At 69.3% G+C, this 22,402-nt stretch carries 24 protein-coding genes and 1 pseudogene; 12 read left to right on the top strand and 13 right to left on the bottom strand.

Annotated features, from left to right (window positions below):
- The first annotated feature begins 34 nt into the window (after positions 1–34).
- Entirely contained in the window at positions 35–643 is a 609-nt protein-coding gene (locus ACFYTQ_RS08445) for a cysteine hydrolase (RefSeq protein ID WP_387358285.1), read from the top strand.
- On the opposite strand, the gene ACFYTQ_RS08440 is transcribed toward ACFYTQ_RS08445, so the two are convergent.
- Positions 640–3,012, bottom strand: a complete 2,373-nt coding sequence (locus tag ACFYTQ_RS08440) for a lysylphosphatidylglycerol synthase domain-containing protein (RefSeq protein ID WP_387359173.1) — start codon at positions 3,010–3,012, stop codon at positions 640–642. The two genes, ACFYTQ_RS08445 and ACFYTQ_RS08440, sit on opposite strands and share 4 nt — an antisense overlap.
- Before the next feature lie 198 nt (positions 3,013–3,210).
- Here ACFYTQ_RS08440 and ACFYTQ_RS08435 point away from each other — a divergent pair, with 198 nt between their 5' ends.
- Genes ACFYTQ_RS08435 through ACFYTQ_RS08425 form a run of 3 tightly spaced genes read left to right on the top strand, consistent with a single transcriptional unit; the run spans position 3,211 to position 4,686 of the window.
- A complete protein-coding gene (locus ACFYTQ_RS08435; RefSeq protein ID WP_387358283.1) occupies positions 3,211–3,837 on the top strand; it encodes a GDSL-type esterase/lipase family protein in 627 nt (208 codons plus the stop codon).
- Positions 3,838–3,886: 49 nt separating this feature from the next.
- The gene (locus ACFYTQ_RS08430) at positions 3,887–4,450 is read left to right on the top strand and encodes a dihydrofolate reductase family protein (RefSeq protein ID WP_387358281.1); all 564 of its coding nucleotides are present in this window, start codon (positions 3,887–3,889) and stop codon (positions 4,448–4,450) included.
- Positions 4,447–4,686: a hypothetical protein gene (locus ACFYTQ_RS08425; RefSeq protein WP_387358279.1), complete on the top strand. Its 240-nt coding sequence runs from the start codon at positions 4,447–4,449 to the stop codon at positions 4,684–4,686. Before ACFYTQ_RS08430 ends, ACFYTQ_RS08425 begins: the two co-directional genes overlap by 4 nt.
- 1 nt (position 4,687) lies before the next feature.
- Here ACFYTQ_RS08425 and ACFYTQ_RS08420 read toward each other — a convergent pair whose 3' ends face one another.
- The gene (locus tag ACFYTQ_RS08420; RefSeq protein WP_387358277.1) at positions 4,688–6,223 is read right to left on the bottom strand and encodes a phytoene desaturase family protein; all 1,536 of its coding nucleotides are present in this window, start codon (positions 6,221–6,223) and stop codon (positions 4,688–4,690) included.
- Positions 6,213–6,869, bottom strand: coding sequence for a class I SAM-dependent DNA methyltransferase (locus tag ACFYTQ_RS08415; protein ID WP_387358275.1), 657 nt, complete (start codon positions 6,867–6,869; stop codon positions 6,213–6,215). The genes ACFYTQ_RS08420 and ACFYTQ_RS08415 overlap by 11 nt, the downstream gene beginning before the upstream one ends.
- A gap of 37 nt (positions 6,870–6,906) precedes the next feature.
- Here ACFYTQ_RS08415 and ACFYTQ_RS08410 point away from each other — a divergent pair, with 37 nt between their 5' ends.
- Positions 6,907–7,437 carry an NUDIX domain-containing protein gene (locus ACFYTQ_RS08410; RefSeq protein ID WP_387358273.1) on the top strand — a complete coding sequence of 177 codons (531 nt, stop codon included), beginning with the start codon at positions 6,907–6,909 and terminating at the stop codon, positions 7,435–7,437.
- On the opposite strand, the gene ACFYTQ_RS08405 is transcribed toward ACFYTQ_RS08410, so the two are convergent.
- Positions 7,411–8,484: a DUF2332 domain-containing protein gene (locus tag ACFYTQ_RS08405; protein ID WP_387358271.1), complete on the bottom strand. Its 1,074-nt coding sequence runs from the start codon at positions 8,482–8,484 to the stop codon at positions 7,411–7,413. The genes ACFYTQ_RS08410 and ACFYTQ_RS08405 overlap by 27 nt on opposite strands.
- Positions 8,485–8,539: 55 nt before the next feature.
- Between ACFYTQ_RS08405 and ACFYTQ_RS08400 the strand changes: the two genes are divergently transcribed.
- The gene (locus tag ACFYTQ_RS08400) at positions 8,540–9,721 is read left to right on the top strand and encodes a citrate/2-methylcitrate synthase (protein ID WP_387358269.1); all 1,182 of its coding nucleotides are present in this window, start codon (positions 8,540–8,542) and stop codon (positions 9,719–9,721) included.
- A gap of 49 nt (positions 9,722–9,770) precedes the next feature.
- On the opposite strand, the gene ACFYTQ_RS08395 is transcribed toward ACFYTQ_RS08400, so the two are convergent.
- Complete coding sequence (locus tag ACFYTQ_RS08395; protein WP_387358267.1) at positions 9,771–11,444, bottom strand: cutinase family protein; 1,674 nt, start codon at positions 11,442–11,444, stop codon at positions 9,771–9,773.
- Between the two features lie 190 nt (positions 11,445–11,634).
- Complete coding sequence (locus ACFYTQ_RS08390) at positions 11,635–12,072, bottom strand: MarR family winged helix-turn-helix transcriptional regulator (protein WP_387358265.1); 438 nt, start codon at positions 12,070–12,072, stop codon at positions 11,635–11,637.
- A gap of 76 nt (positions 12,073–12,148) precedes the next feature.
- On the opposite strand from ACFYTQ_RS08390, the gene ACFYTQ_RS08385 reads away from it, so the two are divergent.
- Both ACFYTQ_RS08385 and ACFYTQ_RS08380 read left to right on the top strand, forming a co-directional pair.
- On the top strand, positions 12,149–12,817 hold the full coding sequence (locus tag ACFYTQ_RS08385) for a maleylpyruvate isomerase family mycothiol-dependent enzyme (protein WP_387358263.1): 669 nt from the start codon (positions 12,149–12,151) through the stop codon (positions 12,815–12,817).
- A 42-nt stretch (positions 12,818–12,859) separates the two neighbouring features.
- A pseudogene (locus ACFYTQ_RS08380) lies at positions 12,860–13,264 on the top strand (sugar O-acetyltransferase); the annotation flags it as partial.
- A gap of 132 nt (positions 13,265–13,396) precedes the next feature.
- Here ACFYTQ_RS08380 and dnaB read toward each other — a convergent pair.
- The 5 genes from dnaB to rpsF all read right to left on the bottom strand — a co-directional run bounded on the left by dnaB (position 13,397) and on the right by rpsF (position 17,135).
- On the bottom strand, positions 13,397–14,776 hold the full coding sequence (gene dnaB, locus ACFYTQ_RS08375) for a replicative DNA helicase (RefSeq protein WP_387358261.1): 1,380 nt from the start codon (positions 14,774–14,776) through the stop codon (positions 13,397–13,399).
- A 666-nt stretch (positions 14,777–15,442) separates the two neighbouring features.
- Positions 15,443–15,898 (bottom strand): 50S ribosomal protein L9, encoded by a 456-nt coding sequence (gene rplI, locus ACFYTQ_RS08370; RefSeq protein ID WP_387358259.1) that lies wholly within the window; start codon positions 15,896–15,898, stop codon positions 15,443–15,445.
- Positions 15,899–15,915: 17 nt separating this feature from the next.
- On the bottom strand, positions 15,916–16,167 hold the full coding sequence (gene rpsR / locus ACFYTQ_RS08365; RefSeq protein ID WP_387358257.1) for a 30S ribosomal protein S18: 252 nt from the start codon (positions 16,165–16,167) through the stop codon (positions 15,916–15,918).
- 32 nt (positions 16,168–16,199) lie between these two features.
- The gene (locus ACFYTQ_RS08360; protein WP_387358255.1) at positions 16,200–16,742 is read right to left on the bottom strand and encodes a single-stranded DNA-binding protein; all 543 of its coding nucleotides are present in this window, start codon (positions 16,740–16,742) and stop codon (positions 16,200–16,202) included.
- 102 nt (positions 16,743–16,844) lie between these two features.
- Complete coding sequence (gene rpsF, locus ACFYTQ_RS08355) at positions 16,845–17,135, bottom strand: 30S ribosomal protein S6 (RefSeq protein WP_387358253.1); 291 nt, start codon at positions 17,133–17,135, stop codon at positions 16,845–16,847.
- 172 nt (positions 17,136–17,307) lie between these two features.
- Between rpsF and ACFYTQ_RS08350 the strand changes: the two genes are divergently transcribed.
- Positions 17,308–18,642 carry a hypothetical protein gene (locus ACFYTQ_RS08350; protein ID WP_387358251.1) on the top strand — a complete coding sequence of 445 codons (1,335 nt, stop codon included), beginning with the start codon at positions 17,308–17,310 and terminating at the stop codon, positions 18,640–18,642.
- A 1-nt stretch (position 18,643) separates the two neighbouring features.
- On the opposite strand, the gene ACFYTQ_RS08345 is transcribed toward ACFYTQ_RS08350, so the two are convergent.
- The gene (locus ACFYTQ_RS08345) at positions 18,644–19,180 is read right to left on the bottom strand and encodes a CGNR zinc finger domain-containing protein (RefSeq protein WP_387358249.1); all 537 of its coding nucleotides are present in this window, start codon (positions 19,178–19,180) and stop codon (positions 18,644–18,646) included.
- A gap of 84 nt (positions 19,181–19,264) precedes the next feature.
- Between ACFYTQ_RS08345 and ACFYTQ_RS08340 the strand changes: the two genes are divergently transcribed.
- Positions 19,265–20,158, top strand: a complete 894-nt coding sequence (locus ACFYTQ_RS08340; RefSeq protein WP_387358247.1) for a DMT family transporter — start codon at positions 19,265–19,267, stop codon at positions 20,156–20,158.
- On the opposite strand, the gene ACFYTQ_RS08335 is transcribed toward ACFYTQ_RS08340, so the two are convergent.
- Positions 20,155–20,520 carry a MerR family transcriptional regulator gene (locus tag ACFYTQ_RS08335; RefSeq protein ID WP_387358245.1) on the bottom strand — a complete coding sequence of 122 codons (366 nt, stop codon included), beginning with the start codon at positions 20,518–20,520 and terminating at the stop codon, positions 20,155–20,157. The two genes, ACFYTQ_RS08340 and ACFYTQ_RS08335, sit on opposite strands and share 4 nt — an antisense overlap.
- 64 nt (positions 20,521–20,584) lie before the next feature.
- Between ACFYTQ_RS08335 and ACFYTQ_RS08330 the strand changes: the two genes are divergently transcribed.
- Together ACFYTQ_RS08330 and ACFYTQ_RS08325 are read left to right on the top strand one after the other, a co-directional pair.
- Positions 20,585–21,649: an alkene reductase gene (locus ACFYTQ_RS08330; RefSeq protein WP_387358243.1), complete on the top strand. Its 1,065-nt coding sequence runs from the start codon at positions 20,585–20,587 to the stop codon at positions 21,647–21,649.
- A gap of 70 nt (positions 21,650–21,719) precedes the next feature.
- Positions 21,720–22,376, top strand: coding sequence for a DUF2637 domain-containing protein (locus ACFYTQ_RS08325; protein ID WP_387358241.1), 657 nt, complete (start codon positions 21,720–21,722; stop codon positions 22,374–22,376).
- The last annotated feature ends 26 nt before the right edge of the window (positions 22,377–22,402 follow it).

Raw genomic sequence — 22,402 nt, 5'->3', positions numbered from 1 at the left:
GAACCCCGGGGCCCGGTGGGGCACCATGGTTTTCATGGAATCCGATCCCGCGCGCACGGCCGTGCTGGCGCTGCACTGGCAGGTCAATGTCATCAAGCCCGAGGGGTTCTTCGGGCCCATGCTCGCCGGTCCCGTCGCCGAGAGCGGTGTGATCGACCGCGCGGCCGCGTTCCACGCGGCCGCGCTGGCGGCCGGGATCCCGGTGTTGTTCACCCGCTTCACGATTCCGGTCGGCGAGGGCGCCCTCGTGCGCAATACCGGATTCATGCGGTCGGTCGCCGCGGCGCAGACCGAGTTCCGCCCGGAAGGCCCTGGCGCCCAGATCATTCCGGAGATGGCCGGGCAGGCCGCCGCGGGCGCGGTGTTCGACAATCAGAAACTGTCCGGTCTGGCGGGGAGTTCGCTGGGCGAGTGGCTGTGCCAGCGCGGGCTGCGCACGCTGCTGATCACCGGCGTCGCCACCAATCTCACCGTCGAGCAGACCGCCCGGCACGCAACGGATTTCGGCTTCGTCGTGCATCCCGTCGCGGACTGCGTCGCCGCCGCCACCCCCGAGGCGCACGAGGCGTCGCTGGCGAATCTCGAATTGACCACGGCCGGTTGCCTTTCCGCGGATCAGGCGTTGGGGGCGCAAGCCGCCTAGATCATGTCGTGGGCGGTGAGCCAGCGCATGATGAACCAGCCGCAGAACACCGGCAGCCAACAGGTCAGCACCCGGTAGAGCAGCACCGCCGGCACCGCGAGCGCGGCCGTCACCCCGAACGCCGCCAGCCCGCCGATCAGCGCGGCCTCGACCGCGCCCACCCCGCCCGGCGTGGGTGCGGCCGAGGCCAGCGTGCCGCCGATCATGGTCACGACGGTGACGGTGACGAAGGTGGCCGACCCGTTGAACGCCTCGATGCTCGCCCACAGCGCGCCCGCCGCGCCGAGGATGATCGCGGCGCTGCCGACCACGATCATGAACAGCCGCCGGGGCGTGTGCGCCAGATCGCGCAGTTCGCGCACGACCTCGGCCAGCTGCGGCCGGACCTCGGTGCGCAGCCAGCGCCGCACCTTCGGCACGAACAGGGCGATGCCGAGCAGGCCCAGCAGCGCACCGGCCACCAGATAGAGCACGGTCGGGCTGGGCACGATATGCGCCAGATTCGCCGACACCCCCGCCGCCACGCTGAACATGATCAGCAGGCCCACGTGCGTGACCACCTGCACGGCCTGCTGCAACGCCACCGCCGCGGTCGCCCGCACCGCGCCCAGCCCGTTCTTCTGCAGGAAGCGCACGTCCAGCGCGAGCCCGCCGACCCCGGCCGGGGTGGTGGTGGCCGCGAACGTCTTGGCCACCTGGGTGAGCGCGAGATTGCGGAAGTTCACGCCCTCGGAGGCGCAGCCCCACAACGCCATCGCCGCGCCCAGATAGGTCGTGCCCGCCAGGATCAGGCCGAGCAGCGCCCACCACCAGTTGGCCGTGCGCAGTTCGGTGAAGAAGGTCGGCACCTGGCTGATGTAGGGGTAGGCGACGTAGACCAGGCCGATCAGCAGGACCAGCTGGATGATCTGATTGCGCGAGAAGCGGGTGATGCGCGCGGCCTCGATGCGGTCGGCCGCGGTCTGGTGCAACACCTCCTCGCGGATCGCCTTCATGAGTTCCCCGGACTCGGGCACCGATTTGCGCACCGCCGCCGACAGCGCCGAGCGGGACAGCCGCCGCGAGGCGTCCACCACGCCCTGCTCGCCGACCACCTCCAGCGCCGCGCGCACCACGGTCTTCGCGCCGAACAGCGCGCTCGTGGTCAGCAGCAGCTGGGCGACGTCGGTGGAGAAGCGCGCGGGGTAGTTGCCGAACTCGGCGGACATGAACCCGCCGAACAGGATTCGCCCGTCGGCCACCCGGATCTCGTCGGCGCGCAGATCGCCGTGCGAGATCTGGGCGCGGTGCAGGTTCTGTAGCGCCCGCCAGACATTGGCGAGCACCACCTCGTTGTCGGCGGCCGAGAGCACCGCGCCGCGCGGCACGGTGTGCGCGTAGAGCGTCCAGCCGCGATCGAGCGCGGCGACCGTGAGCGGTTTGTTGTTGGCCAGCCCGCGGTCGCCGATCGCGATGCCCATCAGCGCGCGATGCTCCACCGCGCGGCGCAGCGAGGCGAAGGCGGCGGGTCGTTCGCCGCTGCGAAAGGTCAACCAGCGCCGCAGCTGTCGCAGCATGCCCCAGCTGCGCTGGTTCTGCCCGTACATCTCCACGATCAGCCGGTGCTCCGGCCCGGTCTGCGCCGACAGCAGCAGCGGTCCCGGCCCGGCCGGGCGGATGACGGTGAAGCCGGTGACGGTGTAGCCGCGCGCGGCCAGCACGCGCACCGCGGCGTCGAGGGGCACCTCCAGCGCGGGCGTGCCGACCACCAGCACGATGACCGCGCCGACGAACCAGCCGACCGCGAGCCCGAACATGGCCCGCGACGGCACCACCAGGCTCACGAACAGGTGCAGCGGCACGAACGCCCCGAGCAGCGCCCACCACCACCGCCGCCAGGACGCGGGCAGCCAGGGGCTCGCGACGGTGAGTACCGCGGCCAGCATGGCGATCCAGCGCGGATCGTCGAGGAACTGGGACAGGAAGGTGTCGAGCTGCCGGGGCTCGGCCAGATGCCACTGCGGCGCGGAGATCCCGGTGCCGGTGATCGACAGCGCCAGCACCGCGAGCAGTCCCGCGGTCAGATAGCCGCCGAGCAGCTTCCACTGGAACCGGAAGATCAGCCGGACCAGGATCGCGAACGGCAGCGCGAAGATCGCGATGCCGTAGAGCAGGTACACGAGATTGGACTGTTCGGGGGTGAGGATCCCGAGGATGTCGGAGACCGACCGCTCCAGCGCCTCCCAGCGCGGCCGGGTGATCAGCGAGGCCGCGACGACGAGCGCGACCAGCAGCGCCGACAGCACCACGCGCAGAATGTCGCTGGTGCGCCGGATCCGCGGCTGCAGCAGGCTGCCGGAGACGGGAATCTCCCGCCCGTCGACTCGCATGTCGTATCGGAACTTTCGGATCGGGGGAGCGGCGTCGGTCCCGCTGTCGGCTCGGGTGTGAGTATGCAGCAGGGCCCGGAACAGCCGGACGGCAACACGCCGTCGCGGGCCCGCGCGGCCGGTGGGCGTCTCGGTCCTCATCACCAACTCCCTCCCGACGGACCCGGGCTGATCATAGGGGTGTGCGACGATCGCACGATGACCCGAGATGTCCGAATCTGTTTCGTCGGTGACTCGCTGGTCGCCGGCCACGGCGACCGGCAGTGCCTGGGCTGGGCGGGTCGGCTGGCCGCGCGGGCGATCGGGGCGGGCCGCCCGGTGGTCCACTACAACCTGGGCGTCAACGGACAGACCTCGCTCGACGTCGCGGCGCGCTGGGAACAGGAGTGCGCCCCGCGGCTGCCGGACGGCAGCGACGGCCGGATCGTGTTCTCCTTCGGCGTGAACGACACCCTCGCCGACGGCGGCCGGGTGCGGGTGCCCGCCGAACGATCGGTCGCCGCGCTCACCGACGTCCTGCGCGGGGCCGCCGGGCGCGGCTGGTCGGCGATGGTGGTGGCCCCGCCGCCGGTCGACGACGACGAACAGAACGCGCGCATCGAGAAATTGGACGCGCGGTTCGGCGAAGTCTGTGCGGCCGAACGGGTTCCGTACGTCCGGGTGCACCAACCCCTACGCCAGAGCGAGGTGTGGATGCGCGCGCTGCGCGCGGGCGACGGATACCATCCCGGCGCCCCCGGCTACGAGGAATTCGCCGCGCTCATCGTCGCGCCCTGGTTGCTGTGGCTGTCCGACCCCGGATCGCCGCTGCCCGAAGCGCACTGAGATCGCGCGGACCGACCCGCCGACGCGGTCCGATTGGTTACCGTGTCTCATGGGCAAAGTCGTCGTCGCAGAATTCGTTTCGCTCGATGGTTTCATCCAGGACCCGGCCTGGACGGCTCCGTTCTGGAACGACCGGATCGCCGATTTCAAGGCCGCGGAATTGCGGGAGGCCGACGCGCTGCTGTTGGGCCGCGCGACCTATCAGATGTTCGCCGCGTCCTGGCCGGATCATCCGGAGGAGGGCGCCTACAAGGACAAGATGAACGCCATGCCCAAACACGTGGCGACGACGACCCTCACCCGGCTGGAGTGGAACGCCCAGCGCATCGAGGCCGACGTCACCGAGGGCATCGCGAAACTGCGCGCCGAGCGGAATCTGCTGGTCTTCGGATCGGGCACGCTCGTGGACTACCTGCGGGCGCATCATCTCGTCGACGAGTACCGGCTGGTGATCTACCCGGTGCTGCTCGGCCACGGGCTGCGGCTGTTCAACCCGGCCGAGGCCGAGGCGACGCTGGCGCTCGAGGACGCCCAGGTCCTCGACAACGGCGTGGTGCTCACCGCGTACCGGGTCACCTCCGACACCGTCGTGCGGCCGAACTTCGGCGGATGAGCGGACCGAGCCGCGACCGCGCCCGCTCGTTCGGGCCGCAGGCCGCGGCCTACGCGCGCTACCGTCCCGACTATCCCCCGGCGGCGATCTCCTGGGCGCTGGAACCGTTGCGCCACACCGCCACCGCCGAGGTGCTGGGCCGGATCTCGGACTATCTGCGGGAGCGACCCGAGACCGCCACCGGTGAGTTCGATATGCCGTTGCGCACCTTGGTGATTCGCGCCGTCGTGGCCTGAGTCAGCGCGACTCGAGCACCGCCATGGCGGCGTTGTGCCCGCCGATCCCGCTCACCCCGCCGCCGCGGACCGCGCCCGCGCCGCACCGGAAGACATTGGCGTGGTCGGTGCGCACGCCCCAGCGGGCGGCCGGATCCGGATCGTCGTCGGCGCGGAACGGGAAGCTCAGGTCCTGGTGGAAGATGTGGCCGCCGGGCAGGCCGAGTTCGTGTTCCAGATCGACCGGCGACCGCGCCTCCAGGCAGGGGCGGCCGTCCGGGGTGCGGGCCAGGCAGTCGTGGATCGGTTCGGCCAGCACCGAATCCAGTTGCGCGAGTGTGGCTTCCACCAGGCGTGCCTTGACGCCCTCGGGGTCGGTGGCGAAAAGCCCTGCGGGCGTGTGCAATCCGAACAGCGTGAGGGTGTGCGAGCCGCGCTCGGCGAGTTCGGGGGAGAGGATCGACGGATCGGTGAGGGTGTGGCAGTAGATCTCCGACGGCGGCGCGCTCGGCGGTCGCCCGGCCGCCGACTCGCGATAGGCGCGGTCGAGCTCGGCGTAACCCTCGGCGATGTGGAAGGTGCCCGCGAACGCCTCACGCGGATCGATGTCGTCGCGCAATCGGGGCAGGCGGCGCAACAGCATATTGATTTTCAGTTGCGCCCCTTCGGGTTTCGCCGGGAGCGGCGTGCCCAGCAGCCGCGCCAGCTCGTACGGGGCGGCATTGACCAGGACGTGGCGCGCGCCGACCGCGCCGCCCTCGTACCGCACCTCCGCGCGCCCGCCGTCGGTCTCGATCCCGGTGACGGCCCGGCCGGTGACCAGGTCGGCCCCGGCCGCGCGGGCGGCGTCGGCGAGGGCGTCGGTGAGCGCGCCCATGCCGCCCACCGGCACATCCCAGTCGCCGGTGCCGCCGCCGATCACGTGGTAGAGGAAGCAGCGATTCTGCCGCAGCTCCGGATCGTGGGCGTGGGTGTGGGTGCCGATGAGCGCGTCGGTGAACACGATCCCACGCACGGTGTCGTCGGTGAACCTCGCCTCGATCGTCTCGCCCAGCGGCCGTTCGAAGATCGCCTCCCAGGCCGCGGTGTCGTCGATCCGCGCGGCCAGTTCGGCGCGGGTGGGCAGCGGTTCGGTCAAGGTGGGGAACACCCGCTCCGCGAGTCGGGCCGTCGTGCCGTAGAACCGTTGCCACGCATCGAATTCCGCGTCCGATCCGGTGAGTCGCGCGAAACTCGCGCGGGTGCGCTCGGCGTCCCCGGTGTCCACCAGCAGCCCGCCCGCGCCCACCGGCGTATAGGAGGAGATGCGCCGCCGCCGAGTGCGGAACCGCAGGCCCAGCTCGTCCACGATCCGCGACGGCAGCAGACTGACCAGATACGAATACCGCGACAGCCGCGCGTCGAAGTCCGGGAACACCCGCTCGGAGACCGCCGCCCCGCCGGTGTGCGACCGCCGCTCCAGCACCAGCACCGACCGCCCGGCGCGCGCCAGATACGCCGCGGCCACGAGGCCGTTGTGCCCGCCGCCGACGATGACGGCGTCGTAATCAGCCCGCATCGGACCGGGCGGCGACGATGTAGCCCTGCGGACCCCGATCCGGCGGCACGGGTTCGGCGGACATGCGCGCGATCGGACGGAAACCGGTGGCGCGCAACGCCTTCTCCAGGCCGGACACTGACCACCAGTACGCCGGGGCGACCGCGTGCTCGTGGGCGATCACATCCTCGTCGCCGTGATGGGTCTGGAAGGCGAGCACCACGCGGCCGTCCTCGGTCAGCACGCGGCCGAATTCGGCGAGGATCGCGGGCAGCCGCTCGGGCGGGGTGTGAATGATGCTGTACCAGGCCACGATTCCGGCCAGCGACCGATCGGGCAGGGCCAGCGCCGTCATCGTGCCCTCTTTGAAGCGGAGGTCGGGGTGGGCGCGGCGGGCGAGCCGGACCATCTCCGGCGACAGGTCGATCCCGAAGACGTCGAGCCCGAGATCGCGCAGGTCGCCGGTGATTCGGCCGGGGCCGCAACCGATATCGGCGACCGGGCCCGTGCCGCGGACCAGATCCGCGAACGCGGCGAGGACGGCCCGATCGAACGGCCGCTCCGCCATCGCCCCCGCGAACATCGCCGCGTACTGTTCCGCCACCGCGTCGTAGCCCGCGCGCGTGCGCGCGACATCCGGATGCTCGACCTCGACCGACTCCCGCACGCCGCCACCCTACCGTCCGGGACGGCACAATCGCGGTATGGAGACGCTCGGAACGAAGACGGTGTACGTCAATCCCTGGATGGAGGTCCGCGAGGATCGGGTGCGCAGGTCCGACGGCTCCACCGGCATCTACGGCGTCGTGCACCGCGCGGATTTCGCGATGGTGGTGCCGCTGGACGGCGACCGGTTGCACCTGGTCGAGCAGTACCGCTACGCGCAGCGGCGGCGCTGCTGGGAGTTTCCGGCGGGCACGCTGCCCGGCCGCGCGGTCGGCGATCCGCTCGACCTCGCCCACCGCGAACTGCGCGAGGAGACCGGGCTGCGCGCGGGCCGGATGCTGCGTCTGGGCACGGTCGACGCGGCGCCCGGATCGCTGGCCCAGCGCGGCGCGGTCTTCCTCGCCACCGACCTCACCGAGGGCGAACCGGATCGCGAACCGGAGGAACAGGACATGCGCTCGGCGTGGTTCGACCGCGATGTGGTCGAGGAGATGATCCGCGCCGGGGAGATCACCGGCGCGCAGACCGTCGCCGCGTACTCGCTACTGCTGCTGCACGAGCGGGGCTGAGCGCTCGAACGCCGGAATCCCGTGCGGCGCGGCGTGTGCCAGGATCCGCGGGTCGGCCGCGCCGAGGCGGACGGTGAGCCGGAAACCGTCGCGATCCTCGGCCGTTCCGGTGGGCTCGAAGGCGATATGGGCGAAGGCCGCGTCCGGGGTGCTCGCCGCCGCCAGCCGATCGAGATGGGTTCGCACGAGCGACCATTCGTCGGCGGGCACGTACTGCCGCATGACCGAATGCCACACGATCGTGAGAGTGCCCGGGGCAGTGGTCGTCTCGGCCAGGAAATCGGCCGCGCCGGATCGTTCCACGCGCACGGGAATCCGCTGGGCCAGCCGCAGCGCCCCGTCCAGCCGGGCCAGCCGGGCGGGCTGATCGGGCCACACGTAGGCGCGCAGGGCCAGCGCGTCGCGCGGTGAGCGGGGATCGAGCGGGCTGGGGTCGCAGCCCGCCCGCTCGACGATCTCGACCCGTGGATGCCGCTCGGCCGCGCCCCGCAGCCACTCGGGCACATCGCCGCGCCAGGCGTTGTCGAAGGCGACGGGGGAGTCCGCCGGACCCCAGGCGAGATCGCCCGCGGCCCAATGGAAATGGTCGGCGCGCAGGTTCAGGCCCGCGCTGCTGCCCAGTTCGAACAGCCGGATCGGCAGCGGCGTGGCGTCCACGGCGGCGAGCAGTCCGGCCAGCAGGGGAACGGCCCGGCCGACCTCGTTGGTCTGCGGCGGGCGGGTCAACCAGTCGGCGATCCACTCGGGCCACGCGGCCACCGCGTCCCGGAAGGCTTGCCACACAACGTCTTCCGGGACGTCGGCCGCCGCGTAGTGCGCGGCGAGTTCCGGGGCGCGGCCGGACAGCGCGAGCCCGTGGACCGCGGCCATGAACCGCAGTGGGATCGCGGCGTCGAAGGCCGCGTCCGCGTATCCGGCCAGCGCGGCGGCGCACGGCCCGCCGGACTCGACATCGCGCGCCACCTCCGTCAGCAGCGCGGCGTAGCGCGGGGAACCGAGCACGGCGCAGGCCCGAGCCTGCGACCGGCAATACGAGGCGAGTGACATATCCGCACTGTGCCCGACCCGCACGGAGGTAATCAATATTGATTATGATCAACCGATGCCGGATTGGATCGACTCCGCGGCGGCCGTGGAGCGGCTCGGCGTCAAACCCGCGACGCTGTACGCCTACGTGAGCCGGGGCGTGCTGCGCCGCCGCTACGATCCGCGCACGCGCCGCAGCCTGTTCGATCCGGCCGAGATCGAACAACTCGCCCGGCGCGGCAAACCACGGCGCAAACCCGCCCCCACCGAGATCGCCGTCGAATCCCGGGTCACCACACTGGGTTCGGATCGGCCCTACTACCGCAGCCGCGACGCGCTCGAACTCGCCGCGCGGCACCGCTTCGAGGATGTCGCGGAATGGTTGTGGGGCAACGACTTACGTGATGCCGAACCGTGGCGCGCCGACGCGGCGGCCGTGGCGGTGGCCCGCCGGATCCAGCGCGGCCTGCCCGCCGATCTGCTGCCCCTGGATCGATTGCAGCTCGTCGTGACCGCCCTGGCCGCCGTCGATCCCCGGCGCGGCGACCGCGATGCCCTCGCCGTCGCCCCGGCCCTGCTTGCGGGCATGGTCACGGCCCTGCCCGAACGCTCCGAACCGGTGGACGCGACCCTGGCGGCGCTGCTGTGGTCGCGCCTGGCCCCCGCGCCGCCGCCCGGCGCGCCGGAACTGAAATGCCTTGATACCGCGATGATCCTGCTCGCCGATCACGAGCTGGCCGCGTCCACCTTCGCCGCCCGGGTGGCCGCCTCGGTGCGCGCCGATCCCTACGCGGTGGTCAGCACGGGTCTCGGCGTGGTCGGCGGGCCGATGCACGGCGGCGCGTCGCTCGGGGTGGAACGCCTGCTCGCCGAGATCGACCGCCCCGCCGACGTGTCGCGGGCGATCGGCGATCGGCTGCGGCGCGGCGAGCGGATCCCGGGCGCGGGCCACGCGGTGTATCGGCACGGTGACGGGCGGGGCACCCGATTGTTCGACCGGCTGCGCGAGATCGCTCCCGCACATCCGAAACTCGTTGTGGCCGAGGCGATCCTGCGCGAGCTGCGCACCCGGCGGCTGCCCGAGGCGAATATCGACTTCCCGCTCGGGCTGCTCACCACGATGTTCGGCATGCCGCCCGGATCGGGGCAGACGATCTTCGCCGTCGCCCGGACCGCGGGCTGGCTCGCGCACGCGGCGGAGGAGTACGCGAGCCGCACACCGTTCCGGCCGCGCGCGCTCGGGCCGCGACGGATATGAGAACGGGCGCGGAACATGATGTCCCGCGCCCGTTCCCGAGTGGTCGGACTTATCGGCCGGTGGTCGTGGCCGCCGCCGATGTGGTGGTGGTCGTCGTCGGGGCCGCGGTGGTCGTGGTCGGTTGGGTGGTCGTGGTCTGCGGGACCGAGGTGGTGGTCTCCTTCGCCACCGGGGCGGCCGTCTGCGGGGTCGTGGTGGTCGAACCCGACGTGGTCGTCGTGGTGGTGGTCGTGGTCGCGGGGGCCGTCGTGGTCGTGGTCGACGATGTGGTGGTCGTCGAGGTCGCGGTCGTGGTGGTGGCCGGAGCGTTCGTGCGTTCCTGCTTCGCCGACTGCGCGGCCTGGTACGCGGCGTCGAGATCCGCCTGGGTCGGCTGGTAGTTCTTGTCGACCTGCTTACCGTTCTGCGCGTCCTGGGCCAGGTGGGTGAGCCAGGCCGCGGCGTACTCGGCCGAGGTCATGGGCCGCCCGTTGGCCGGATCGGCGTTGCGCCAGTAGTCGAAGTGATGTCCGGTCGCGTTGGGGCCCAGGGTGAGCTGGTACGGATCGCTCATGATGACCGGAATCGTGTTCTGGTTCGTCACGATCAGGCCGACGATCTCGTTGAACACCTTGCGCGGCAGATAGGCCAGCGGGGCCATGTCGTCCTTGGCGATGCTGTCGGCCGGGGCGGTCGGCTTCGGCGCCTGACCCGGCTTGTAGTTCGGGTCCGAGACCCGCAGCAGCACTTGGAGGAAGGTCTCGTCGCTGGCCATCCAGTTCGGCTGCGAGGAGATGTCGGCGAAGGCCGCCAGCGCGATCCGGCCGAGCACGACCGCGACGTCCTGACCGGTCGCGGGCGTGAGCCCCTCGCGCTCGAGGGCGTCGGCGTTGATCTGGCGGCCGACATTGACCACCAGCTGCAACAACGAGATGTTCTGCGGCGCGGCGCAGGTCAGATCGCCCTCGGAGCAGAACGACGCGACCTTGCCGTCGAGCTTGCCGAAGCCGCCGCTGTTACCCGGCAACGCGCCCTGCCCGGAAACCGGTCGCACCCCGCCGTTCTGGTACTGCTGATCGAAGTTGTCCGGATGGTTCGGATCCTGCGCGCCCGGGAACGGGCCCTCGCCCGCGGACCGGCCCGAATCGGCGAGGATCACCACGCCGACGACCTTGTCCGGGTCGACGATGCCGTAGCTGCCGTCCGCGCCCGCCTGCTGATTCCCGACCTGCATGGCCACCCGGCGCGCGACGTCGGCGCCCTCGCTGTAGCCCACGATCGCGAATTTCGTATCGGGGCAAGCCTTTCGGATTTCCGTCATGACGCGTTCGGTATTCTGCACGCCCGCATTGACGGCGTCCTCATAGGTCGCCATATTCGCGGGATACGCGATGTAAACGGCCGCATACCCATTCGGATCGTCGACGGAACCGGCCGGGGCATTCACCACCGGATCCAGCCAGGGGCTCTTGTAATCGTCGGTCAGGGCGGCGGGCAATTCCTCGCCATTGGGTCCGACCAGCAGTTTCGTGGTGCCCTGGGCGGGTGAGTCGCCGCGCCCGGCCACCGAGATGGTCACCATGTCATGGCATTCCGTGACCGATGCCTTCAATTGCGTATCCGCGGTCCGGTGCGTGGTCAGCGGCGTCAGCGAAACGGCGACGACCGCCGCTATTCCCAACGCCGCGGGCGCCGCGACCGCCGAGGCGATTCGATGACGCCGGAGGAACTCACGAAAGGACATGTCCCGATCCCCATTTCACTGACAGAAACAAACGAACAGGCCCCCCGACGGGCCACGGTGGCACCCCTCATGTCGGTGGCGGGCCGGTGATCGTTACCGGATGGCACGGGTTTCGGTCGCGTTCGCTGTTTCCGGAGCTCGGGATGTGTTCGGCGTCACCGGCTGTCGGCGGTGCGTTCGGCGCCGAACCTCACGCGTAGGGATCGGTGATCTCCCGCAGTCGCGTCAGCGCGTCCCGCAGCTGCCGCATCCGCTGGACCCCCAGATGCGCCGCCCACTCCCGCTGCACGGCCGCCGCCTCGTCGTTGGCGACCCGCCGCGCTCGCTCCCCGCGCTCGGCGAGCCGCACGAGCCGCGCCCGCCCGTCGCTCGGGTCGGGCACCCGCTCCACATAGCCCGCCCGCTCCAACTGATCCACCAGGAATCCGGCCGTCTGCTTGGTCACCTGAGCCTGCTCGGCCAACTCGGTGAGCCGGTTCCCCTTCGGCGCGATGCGCGCCATCATCCGCGCCTGCGCGAGCGTGATGTCCTCGAACCCCGCCCCCGCGATCGCCCCCAACACCCGACTCTCCATGGCCCGGTACGGGATGAACATCAACACCCCGACATTCATATCCTCGTCGGCCACGCCCACTCCCTTGCAGATAGTCAGAAGAACTGATTAAACTAGTCAGAGACTTTGACTTATCCTACCGGAGGTTCCGATGCAGGCCGACGACGAGTTCCGCTGGCGAACCGTGGCACAACACCGCATCGCCATCGCGGACCTCCTGGCGACCCTGACCGAGACGGAATGGGAAACCCCCTCCCTGTGCGCGGGCTGGCGAGTCCGAGACGTAGCCGCCCACCTCCTCACCGCCCCCGATCCCCCGTCCCCCGGCCAGATGCTGCGCGCCTTCACCCGCGCCCGCGGCCGCTACAACCTGATGGTCGACGACCTGACCCGCCAATATGCCACCCGCCCCGGCCTGGCCGCCGACCTCCGAGCCGCCGCCCCCTCCCGCACCCTCCCGAAGGTGACCAACATCCGCAATATCCTCTTCGACACCTTGGTCCACGGCCAGGACATCGCCATCCCCCTGGGCCGCTCCCTCCCGATCCCACCCGAGGCCGCGGCGTTGGCCGCCACCCGGGTGTGGGAGATGGGGTGGCCGTTCTGGGCCCGGCGGCGATTGCGGGGATTTCGATTGAGCGCCACGGATATCGACTGGACCGCAGGCGCGGGCCACCCGATCGAGGGCCCGATGACCGCCCTGCTGCTATTGGTCACCGGACGCCCGATCGCGGTGGAACAACTTGCCGGGGACGGTCTTTCCGACCTGAAGAATTCGATGCGCGAATGGCCTTCGGCGACACCGGTTGACCCCTCCTGACGCGCCAGCGGGCTATTTATCCGAGTTCCCTCACGCTTTGGAGAGTTGCTCGGCGCCATCGGCGAGGGCTCGTGGATCATGCCTCGGTTCCAGTGTGACTACGGTCATCTGATCAGAATGGGCCGCAACAGTTTCCTGAACTACGACGCGATCGTGATGGACTGCGCCCCGGTGGTGATCGGTGACGACGTATCCATCGGTCCACGTGCCCAGTTACTGACGGCCCTGCACCCGATGGACGACCATGAGCTGCGCCGCCAGCGTTGGGAGACGGCGGCGCCGATCACCATCGGCGACAACGTGTGGATGGGTGGCGGTGTCATCGTCTGTCCCGGCGTCGCGATCGGCGCGAACACCGTTGTTGGCGCGGGAAGCGTCGTGACGAAGAACTTGCCGGAGCGGGTCTTCGCTGCGGGAAATCCCTGCCGGGTCATTCGAAAGCTGTAGCAGATTGTCAATTTATGCTCGGTAACTCGAAACCCGTTGCTGCGGAAGCCAACCGGCGGAGATTGTCTACCAACCAACCAGCAGAGAGAGCGGAACCTCGAACCGAGTTCTGAGACCTTACCGATTTACGGGTCAGCCCCGAGCCATATCCACGAACCGACTCAAATGCAGCTGATGCGCCACGGTGATCGTCGCCGTCGGGCCGTTTCGGTGCTTGCCCAAAATCAAGTCCGCCTCACCGCCGCGCGGATCGTCCCGCTCGAACGCGTCCGGCCGGTGCAACAGGATGACCATGTCCGCGTCCTGTTCCAGAGAGCCGGACTCGCGGAGGTCGGAGACCATGGGGCGCTTGTCGGTTCGTTGTTCGGGGCCTCGGTTCAGCTGGCTGATGGCGACCACCGGGACCTCGAGTTCCTTGGCGAGCAGTTTGAGGCTTCGGGAGAATTCCGAGACTTCCTGCTGGCGGGATTCGACCTTCTTGCCGGAGGTCATCAGCTGGAGGTAGTCCACGACCACGAGCCGCAGATCGTGGCGCTGCTTCAACCGGCGAGCCTTCGCCCGAATCTCCATCATGGTCATATTCGGCGAATCATCAACGAACAGCGGCGCTTCCGAGATCTCACTCATCCGCCGCGCCAATTTCGTCCAGTCGTCATCACTCATCCGCCCGGACCGCATATCCCCGAGCTTGATCCTCGCCTCGGCCGACAAGAGCCGCATCACGATTTCCGTACGACTCATCTCCAACGAAAAGATGACACTCGCCAACCCGTGCTTGATCGACGCGCTCCGCATGAAATCCATTCCCAGCGTGGATTTTCCAACGCCGGGCCGCGCCGCCACGATGATCATCTGACCCGGATGCAGACCGTTCGTCACCTCGTCCAACTCCGTGAAACCCGTTGGCACGCCGAGGGACATGCCGCCGCGGCTGGCGATGGAGTCGATTTCGTCCATCGTGGGCTGGAGCAGTTCCTCCAACGGGAGGAAGTCGTCGCTCGAGCGGCGTTCGGTGACCTCGTAGATCTCGGCCTGGGCTCGGTCGACGACCTCGGCGACGTCTTGGCCGTCGGCGCCGGCGTAGCCGTATTGGACGATGCGGGTGCCGGCCTCGACCAATCGGCGCAGGACCGACTTCTCGGCGACGATCTCGGCGTAGTAGGAGGCGTTGGCGGCGGTGGGGACGGTTTGGGTGAGGGTGACGAGGTAGGGGGCGCCGCCGATGCGTTTGAGTTCGCCGCGGCGGTCGAGGGCGGCGGCGACCGTGACGGGGTCGGCGGGTTCGCCGCGGCCGTAGAGGTCCAGGACGGCGTCGTAGACGGCCTGGTGGGCGGGGCGGTAGAAGTCGCCCGGGCGCAGCACCTCGACGACGTCGGCGATGGCGTCCTTGGACAGCAGCATGCCGCCGAGGACGGACTGTTCCGCGGCCATGTCGTGCGGAGGCTGCCGGCCGAAATCCTCGCCGGGAGCCTCGGAGTACTCCGAGTGTCCGCGATCGTCGACGACTGCCACCCGACTCGACCGTCCTCTCTCGTCACGCCCGGTTCCACAGGGTATTGATGTCCCGTTGTACGCCCGGGGTACGACACGTTCCGGTTCGGTCCCGGGCCGCGGGACCGGGGTGCCCGAACCCGGCGGCGAGGGATAGCAAACCGATGGTGTGCCTGGTGGGGAACGCGAAACGCGACACTCCGGGACACCGGAACCCGGTGCCGGAAAGAACCTTAGGGATCGATCTGGGGACTACCAAACCGCGGTGTGCACACCTCTGTGGATAATCTGGGGACAGTTCACCGACTGTTGTGCAGGCCCTGTGTAAGACCTGGGGAAAAACCCTCGAAATGCACTACAAAGCCCTGATAGCGGCCCATTTCCGAATTTCTCGACCTGTGGATCGATATACCCCCGGCGTGTCGCTCGAGATGAACGGCCGGGCGTGTTGGGTTAACAGTGCTCTCGCCGATTATGGCCTGGATCACAATACGGCTGGTCGGTTCCAGAAGTTGTCCCCATTTCGTCCCGAACCCGATCCGGAACTCGGCACGAGAGCTGCACAGCGAGGACGCTATTCGGAAGCGAAGATTCAGCTACCGAATAGCTATCAAGAATCGCGGGCAGGCGAAAACCACCCTCGCGCGAACGAGGGTGGTCTTCGGCGAATGCCCTAGCGCCGGGCGGTCACTCGGCGGCGTCGACCTGCAGGTCGACCTTGGCGGCAACATCGGGGTGCAGGTGCACCACGATGCCGTGCTTGCCGGTGTTCTTGATGTGCGCCTTCGGCAGCTCGATGCTGCGCTTGTCCACGACCGGACCGCCGGCGGCCTTGATGGCCCCCGCGACGTCGGACGCGGTGACCGAGCCGAACAGCTTGCCGGTGCCGGCCGTCTTCACCGCCAGCTTCACCCCGGTCAGGCCCTCGATGGCCTGCTTGAGCTCGTTGGCGTGGTCCAGATCGCGCACGCGGCGGGCGTCCTGCGCCCGGCGGATGCCCTCGACCTGCTTCTGCGCGCCCTTGGTGGCGGGAATCGCCAGGCCGCGCGGCAGCAGGAAGTTGCGGCCGTAACCGTCCTTGACCTCCACGGTGTCGCCGGGGGCACCGAGGTTGTCCACATCGGCGGTCAGAATCAGCTTCATCGTGATGCCTCCCGTTCTCAGCGAGCCGTGGACACGTACGGCAGCAGGGCGACCTCGCGGCTGTTCTTGACCGCGATCGCGATATCCCGCTGATGCTGCACGCAATTGCCGGTGACGCGGCGGGCGCGGATCTTGCCGCGATCGCTGACGTATTTGCGCAGCAGTGCCGTGTCCTTGTAGTCGATGTTGACCGTGCCGGACTTGCCTTCCTTGCAGAAGGTGCACGCCTTCTTCTTCAGCACCTTTTCGCGCGCCGGTGCTTTGGCCATTGTCTTACTCCGTTACTCGTGAGAGCCGTTGTCTAGAACGGCGGTTCGTCGTCCATGCCGCCCCCGAAGGAGCCGGCCGCGGGCGCGCTGCCCCAGGGGTCGTCGCCGGCGCTCTGGCCGCCGCGACCGCCCCCGGAGTTGCCGCCTCCGAAATTCCCACCGCCACCGGAATTGCCGCCGCCACCGAAACCGCCGCCGCCCCCGCCGCCGCGCGAGGTCTTGTTGACCTTGGCGGTGGCGTAGCGCAGCGAGGGACCGACCTCGTCGACCTCGAGCTCGACGACCGTGCGCTTCTCACCCTCGCGGGTCTCGTAGGAGCGCTGCTTGAGCCGTCCGCTCACGATCACGCGAGCGCCTCGGGTCAGGCTCTCGGCGACATTCTCCGCAGCTTCACGCCAGATGTTGCAGCGCAGGAAAAGCGCCTCGCCGTCTTTCCATTCGTTGCTGTTGCGGTCGAACACACGGGGTGTCGAGGCGACGGTGAAATTCGCCACCGCCTGGCCCGCGGGCGTGAATCGAAGCTCCGGATCGGCCGTCAAATTTCCGATGACGGTGATGACCGTGTCGCCTGCCATGGTTCCTCCTGGTCTCCGGTGCAGTCCGCATGCACTCGCGTTGTCGCGCTAGAGCCTAGAGACAGGCACCGACGACTACGAGCGATGACGGGGGAGGGGGACTTACTTCTTGTCCTGGCGCAGCACCTTGGTGCGCAGCACCGACTCGTTCAGCCCCAGCTGACGGTCCAGCTCGCTGACCGTGGCGGGCTCGGCGGTCACGTCGACGACCGCGTAGATGCCTTCGCTCTGCTTGGCGATCTCGTAGGCCAGCCGGCGGCGGCCCCACAGATCGACCTTGTCGACCTTGCCACCCTGCTGGGAGACCACACTGAGCATCTTGTCCAGGTTCGGACCGACGGTGCGCTCGTCCAGGTTCGGATCGAGAATGACCATCACTTCGTAATGACGCACGGGAACCCATCACCTCCTGTGGACTGGGAACGGCCCACGGACGGTCCGTGGGCAGGAGGGTCGTCGCGTCAGCAACCCGACAAGGCTACATGAACGGGTTCCCACCAGCGAAATCGATACCCCGCGGACGGAATGCGGGCGGCGAGGAGGTAACCCTCTTATCGTGGTGCGCATGCCCAACCGACCCGCCGCCGGTGTTGTCGCGACCGTGCTGTGCGGGTTGGCGCTGATCGTCGCCTATCTGAACAAGGCGCGCTGCGCGGGGCCACCGTTCACCGCGGACGGCCGCAGCGAGATGTTCGACCGGATCAAGGACGCGCAGGTCTGCTACTCCGACATCCAGTACCTGTGGCTGGGTCGCGGCATCAACGAGCACATCTTCCCGTACGTGACCGGCGGCATCACCCCCGACGGCACGCTCACCGGCGGGGCCGTGGAGTATCCGGTGCTCAGCGGGTTGATCATGTGGCTGGGCGCGGCGGGCGCGCACGACGACGCGGCCTTCCTGCTGCACTCGGCGCTGCTGCTGGCCCCGTTCGCGCTGGTGACCGCATGGCTGCTGGGGCGGTTGTCGGGCGCGGCCGCGCTGCTGTGGGCGGCGGGTCCGCCGCTGGTGCTCTACGCCTTCCACAACTGGGAGCTGCCGGTGGTGTGCACGTCGGTGGCCGCAGTGTACGTGGTCGCCCGGCCGAGGCGATATACGTTGCGCACCAAGGGAATTCTGGCCGCGATCCTGCTGGGGGTCGGATTCTGCCTGAAGCTGTATCCGGGCATCTTCGTGATCCCCCTCGCGCTGTACGTGCTGGTCGGCGAGCCGGGGGCGGACCGCCGCCGCGACGTGCGGGGCGCGCTGGCCGTGCTGGGCGCCGCGGTCGCGACGGTCGCGCTGATCAATCTGCCCTTCGCCCTGGCCGGTTACGAGGGGTGGCGCGCCTCGTTCACGTTCCAACAATTGCGGCAGGCCGACATCACCACGAATTCGATCTGGTATTGGGGCCTGCGGCCGCTGTTCGACCACGGCCCGCACGGGGAGGCGACGTTCCAGAACGTGGTGTCCACCGCGTCGCCGCTGCTGGTGCTGGCCGCCTTCGCGCTGGCGGTGGGGTTGGGCTGGAAGCGGTTTCAGGACACCGGCGAGTTTCCCTGGGTCGGCGTGAGCGGGGCCATGCTGTGCGGGTTCCTGCTGTTCCACAAGGTGCATTCGCCGCAGTACACGCTGTGGCTGATTCCGTTCCTGGTGCTGCTCGAGGTGCCGTGGACGGCGATCGGGGCGTATCTGGTGGCCGACGCGGCCATCGGGGTGGGGGTGTTCCGCTACTTCTACGCCCTGGGGATGGGGGAGCCGTACCAGGTCGAGGAGCGCGTCGTCGTCTTCGGCGTGTGGGGCCGCGCGCTGCTGCTGGTGCTGTTGTTCTTCCTGTTCCTGCGGGCGCGAAGCCGGACGCCGCGCGAGTCGCGCCCCGACGCGAGCGCCGAATCCGGCGAATTGGTCGGCGTCGCTTCCTGATTCAGCGCGTCTGCCGGGCGCGGAACGCGGCACTCTTCATCCGATTGCCGCAGCGGGCCATATCGCACCAGCGCCGGGAGTTCGCGCGCGAGGTGTCGAGGTAGAGCCGGGTGCAGTCGGATTGCTCGCACTCCTTGACGCGGCCGCGATCGGGGCCGCCCAGGAGTTCGACCGCCGCGCGGGCGATCGCGGCCAGGGCCGCGTCGAGATCGCCGGTGCGCCGGACGTTTCCGTGGTCGTCGAGCGCCACGCTCGGCGGGGCGCCCGCGGCGAAACGATTGACCAGGGCGCGGTCGGCCCGGTCGAGGGGTTGATCGCGGCGCACGGCGGTGGCCGATCGATAGACCGCCTCGCGGAGTTCGACCGCGCGCGCCAGATCCGGCGCGTCGCAGTCGGGCGCGGTGTCGACCAGCCGCGCCTCGACGAGCCAGCGGGCGAGATCGGCCGGGCCGCCCAGGGAGTCCTCGTACGTGGTCGTGCGTCTGCCCACCGTGCCCGCGAAGTCGAGGGCGAGGTTTCCGCTGACGAAGGTGAACACGCTCCCATAGTAACCACCTTGACAGGTTGTTGGCTGCGATGGGACGGTAGTAACCATCTGAACCGGTTATGTACGGGAGGACTCGTGCACGCACGAATGCTGGATGTGGTCGCGCCGACGGCCTTCGTCCTGATGTGGAGCAGCGCCTTCATCGCGGGAATCATCGGCGTCGGCGCGGCGCCGCCGCTGCTGGTACTGCTGGTTCGCTTCACCCTGGCGGCGATCGCGCTGACCCTGTACGCCCTGGCGGTGCGGGCGCGGTGGCCGCGCGGGGCCGAACTCGGCCATGTGATCGTGGCCGGCCTGCTGATGCAGCTGGTGCAGTTCGCGGCGTTCTACACCGCGATGGCCGAGCATGTGTCGGCGGCGGTCATCTCGCTGGTCCAGGGGCTCAACCCGGTGGTGATCGCGGTGTTCGCGGGGCGGGTGCTGGGCGAGACGGTGACACCTCGGCAGTGGCTGGGCTTCGGGGTCGGCGGCGTCGGAGTCGGTCTGGCCGTGGCCGATCAATCCCGGCTCTCGGTGTCGGGCCTGGTGTTGTGCGTGGTCGGTCTGCTCGGACTGAGCGTGGCCACGGTCTATCAGAAGCGGTTCACCCCGGCCGTCGACTCCCGGGCGGCGACCGCGCTGCACGTCGCGGTCAGCGCGCCGGTGGTCGGGCTGCTCGCGGTGGCGCACAACGACATTCGCGTGTACGACACGGGCAAGTTGGCCGAATCGCTGGTCTGGATGGTGCTGGTGAATTCGATGGGCGCGTTCCTGTTGCTGAACGCCCTGTTGCGGCGCTGGGACACCACCCGCGTCGGCAAACTGTTCTTCGCCACGCCCGCGGTCACCGCGGTGCTGGCCTGGCTGATCATCGATCAGCCGCTGCGGCCGCTCACCGTGGCCGGGCTGGCGGTCGGCGTGCTCGGTATGGTGCTCGCCGCCCAGCGCGCGCGGGCGAGAACCCCGGTGCGCGAACCGGTTCCGGCCTAGTCGGCCGCGCCCTCGGCGGCCCGGATCACCCCGTCCAGCACGTCGCGGGTGCGGTGCAGATCCCGGATGCAGGCGTCGATCCGGTTCCGTTCGGCGGCAAGGGTTTCGGTGAGGAACGGGGTGGCGCGGGCGTTCGGCGTGCCGTCGGCGTCGTGGACGCACGGCAGCAGTTCGGCCAGGGTGCGGCTGTGCAGGCCCGCGGCGAACATCTCCTGGATGCGAATCACCCGGTCCACCGCCGATTCTGGATACTCGCGCTGGCCGCCCGGCGTGCGCGTGGCGCTCAACAGCCCCTGACTCTCGTAGTAGCGCAGCGATCGCACGCTCACCCCGGTGCGGCGCGCGAGCTCACCGATCCGCACGTTTCGCTCCTTGCCTCCGACAGTCCTTGCCTCTGACATTGATGTCAGGTTTTACGGTACGCCCATGATGCTGCTGACCGAATACCGCACGCCCCACCTCACAGTTCCGAACCGGGTGGTGATGGCCCCCATGACCCGGCTGCGTTCGCACCCCGACGGCTCGCCCACCGCCGACGTGGCCGACTACTACGCCCAGCGCGCGACGGCGGGACTTATTGTGAGCGAGGGCATCTGGCCGCACAGCTCGGGTCAGAGCGAGGCGTGGGTGCCCGGTCTGCAGACCGACGCGCACGTGGCGGCGTGGCGCCGGGTGACCACCGCGGTGCACGACGCGGGCGGGCGGATCTTCGCCCAGCTCATGCACGGCGGCCGCAAGGGACACCCGCGGGCCCGCATCGACGGCACGCTGCCCGCGGGCCCGTCGGCGGTGTCCGACGACGACGTGCTGCATCTCATCGACGGCGGCAAGGCGCGTTCGCTGACCCCGCGCGTCATGACCCGCGCCGACATCGCCGCGGCCGTCGGCCATTACGCGGCCGCCGCGCGCAACGCGCTCGCCGCCGGATTCGACGGCGTGGAGATCCACGGCGCGAACAGCTATCTCATCCATCAATTCCTCGCCGACAATACGAATCTGCGCACCGACGAATACGGTGTGACCCACATCGGGCGGATGCGTTTGGCGCTGGAGGTCACCGAAGCCGTTGTCGCCGTGGCCGGTTCGCACCGCACCGGGATTCGGCTGTCGCCGGGTAATCCGCAATTCGGGATGCGCGAGGACGATCCGGCCCCGCTGTATCGGGAATTGGTGACTGAATTGGATCGATACGGGCTGGCGTATCTGCATCTGATCGACAACGACGACTATCCCGCGCTGGCGGATCTGCGGCCGCGCTGGCGCGGCACGCTCATCGCGAATGTCGGCGAGAATCGCCCCGCCACCACCGCCGCGGCGGCCGAGGCGGTATTGCGTTCGGGCCGTGCCGATCTGGTGTCGTTCGGCCGCGCGTACATCGCCAATCCCGATCTGGTGCAGCGCATCACGCTCGGGCGGCCGCTGTCGCCGATTCGCGAGGACGTGCTCTACGGCTGCACCGCCGAGGGCTACACCGATTATCCCGCGGCCTGAGCGCGAAACGAAAAACGCGCGGCCACCGGCTCATCCGAATTCGGAGCCGCAGCCGCTACGCTGCCCGTCTATGACCCTCATCGCCTCGGAGGCGGCCATTGCCGCCGAACCGCCCCGTGCGGAACCTCGGCAGCGGACCTCCTGGATTCGGCGGGTTATCGCGTTCCGTCCCGGCCCGCTGCACGCGTCGGCGGTGGTTTCCTGTGTGGTGGCGTACAAATCGTTCGAAATGTCCTATGCCGCACTGCACAATCTGGCCATCCGCAATCTCGTCGCACCGGAACTGGCCGCGAATGTGCCGATCGTGACCGACGGCCTGATGGTCGGATCGATCATCGCCACGGCGTCGTTCCGCAAGGGCGGCCTCGGATGGTGGTACGCCACAGTGCTGTTCGTGCTGTCGACGTTGCTGTCGGTCCTGGGCAACATCGAATACGCCCGCGAGATCGGCGGCGACTTCGTCTCCCTCGGCATCTACGCGGGAATGCCGATGACGATGATGTTCGCCGTCCATCTCACCCTGATGCTGTGGGCGCGGCGGCGGCGCGAACGCACAGCGGAGCCGATCGTGAATCCGGCGGAGTTCTCGGTGCCCGACATGTTCGACATGTCCGACCTTCCCACCGAACCCGATCGTCCCGCCGCGAGCCAGTTCATCGACGCCGCGCTCACCCAGCCGAAGCGGTTCGCGCCGTCGCTGGAGCACCGCCCGCTCGTGCACTCCTGAACACACCCGTACCGTCCGAACTCGAC

Source organism: Nocardia sp. NPDC004068 (genome assembly GCF_042874315.1).
Taxonomy (GTDB): Bacteria; Actinomycetota; Actinomycetes; order Mycobacteriales; family Mycobacteriaceae; genus Nocardia.
This window is presented reverse-complemented; position numbering and strand designations above follow the sequence as displayed.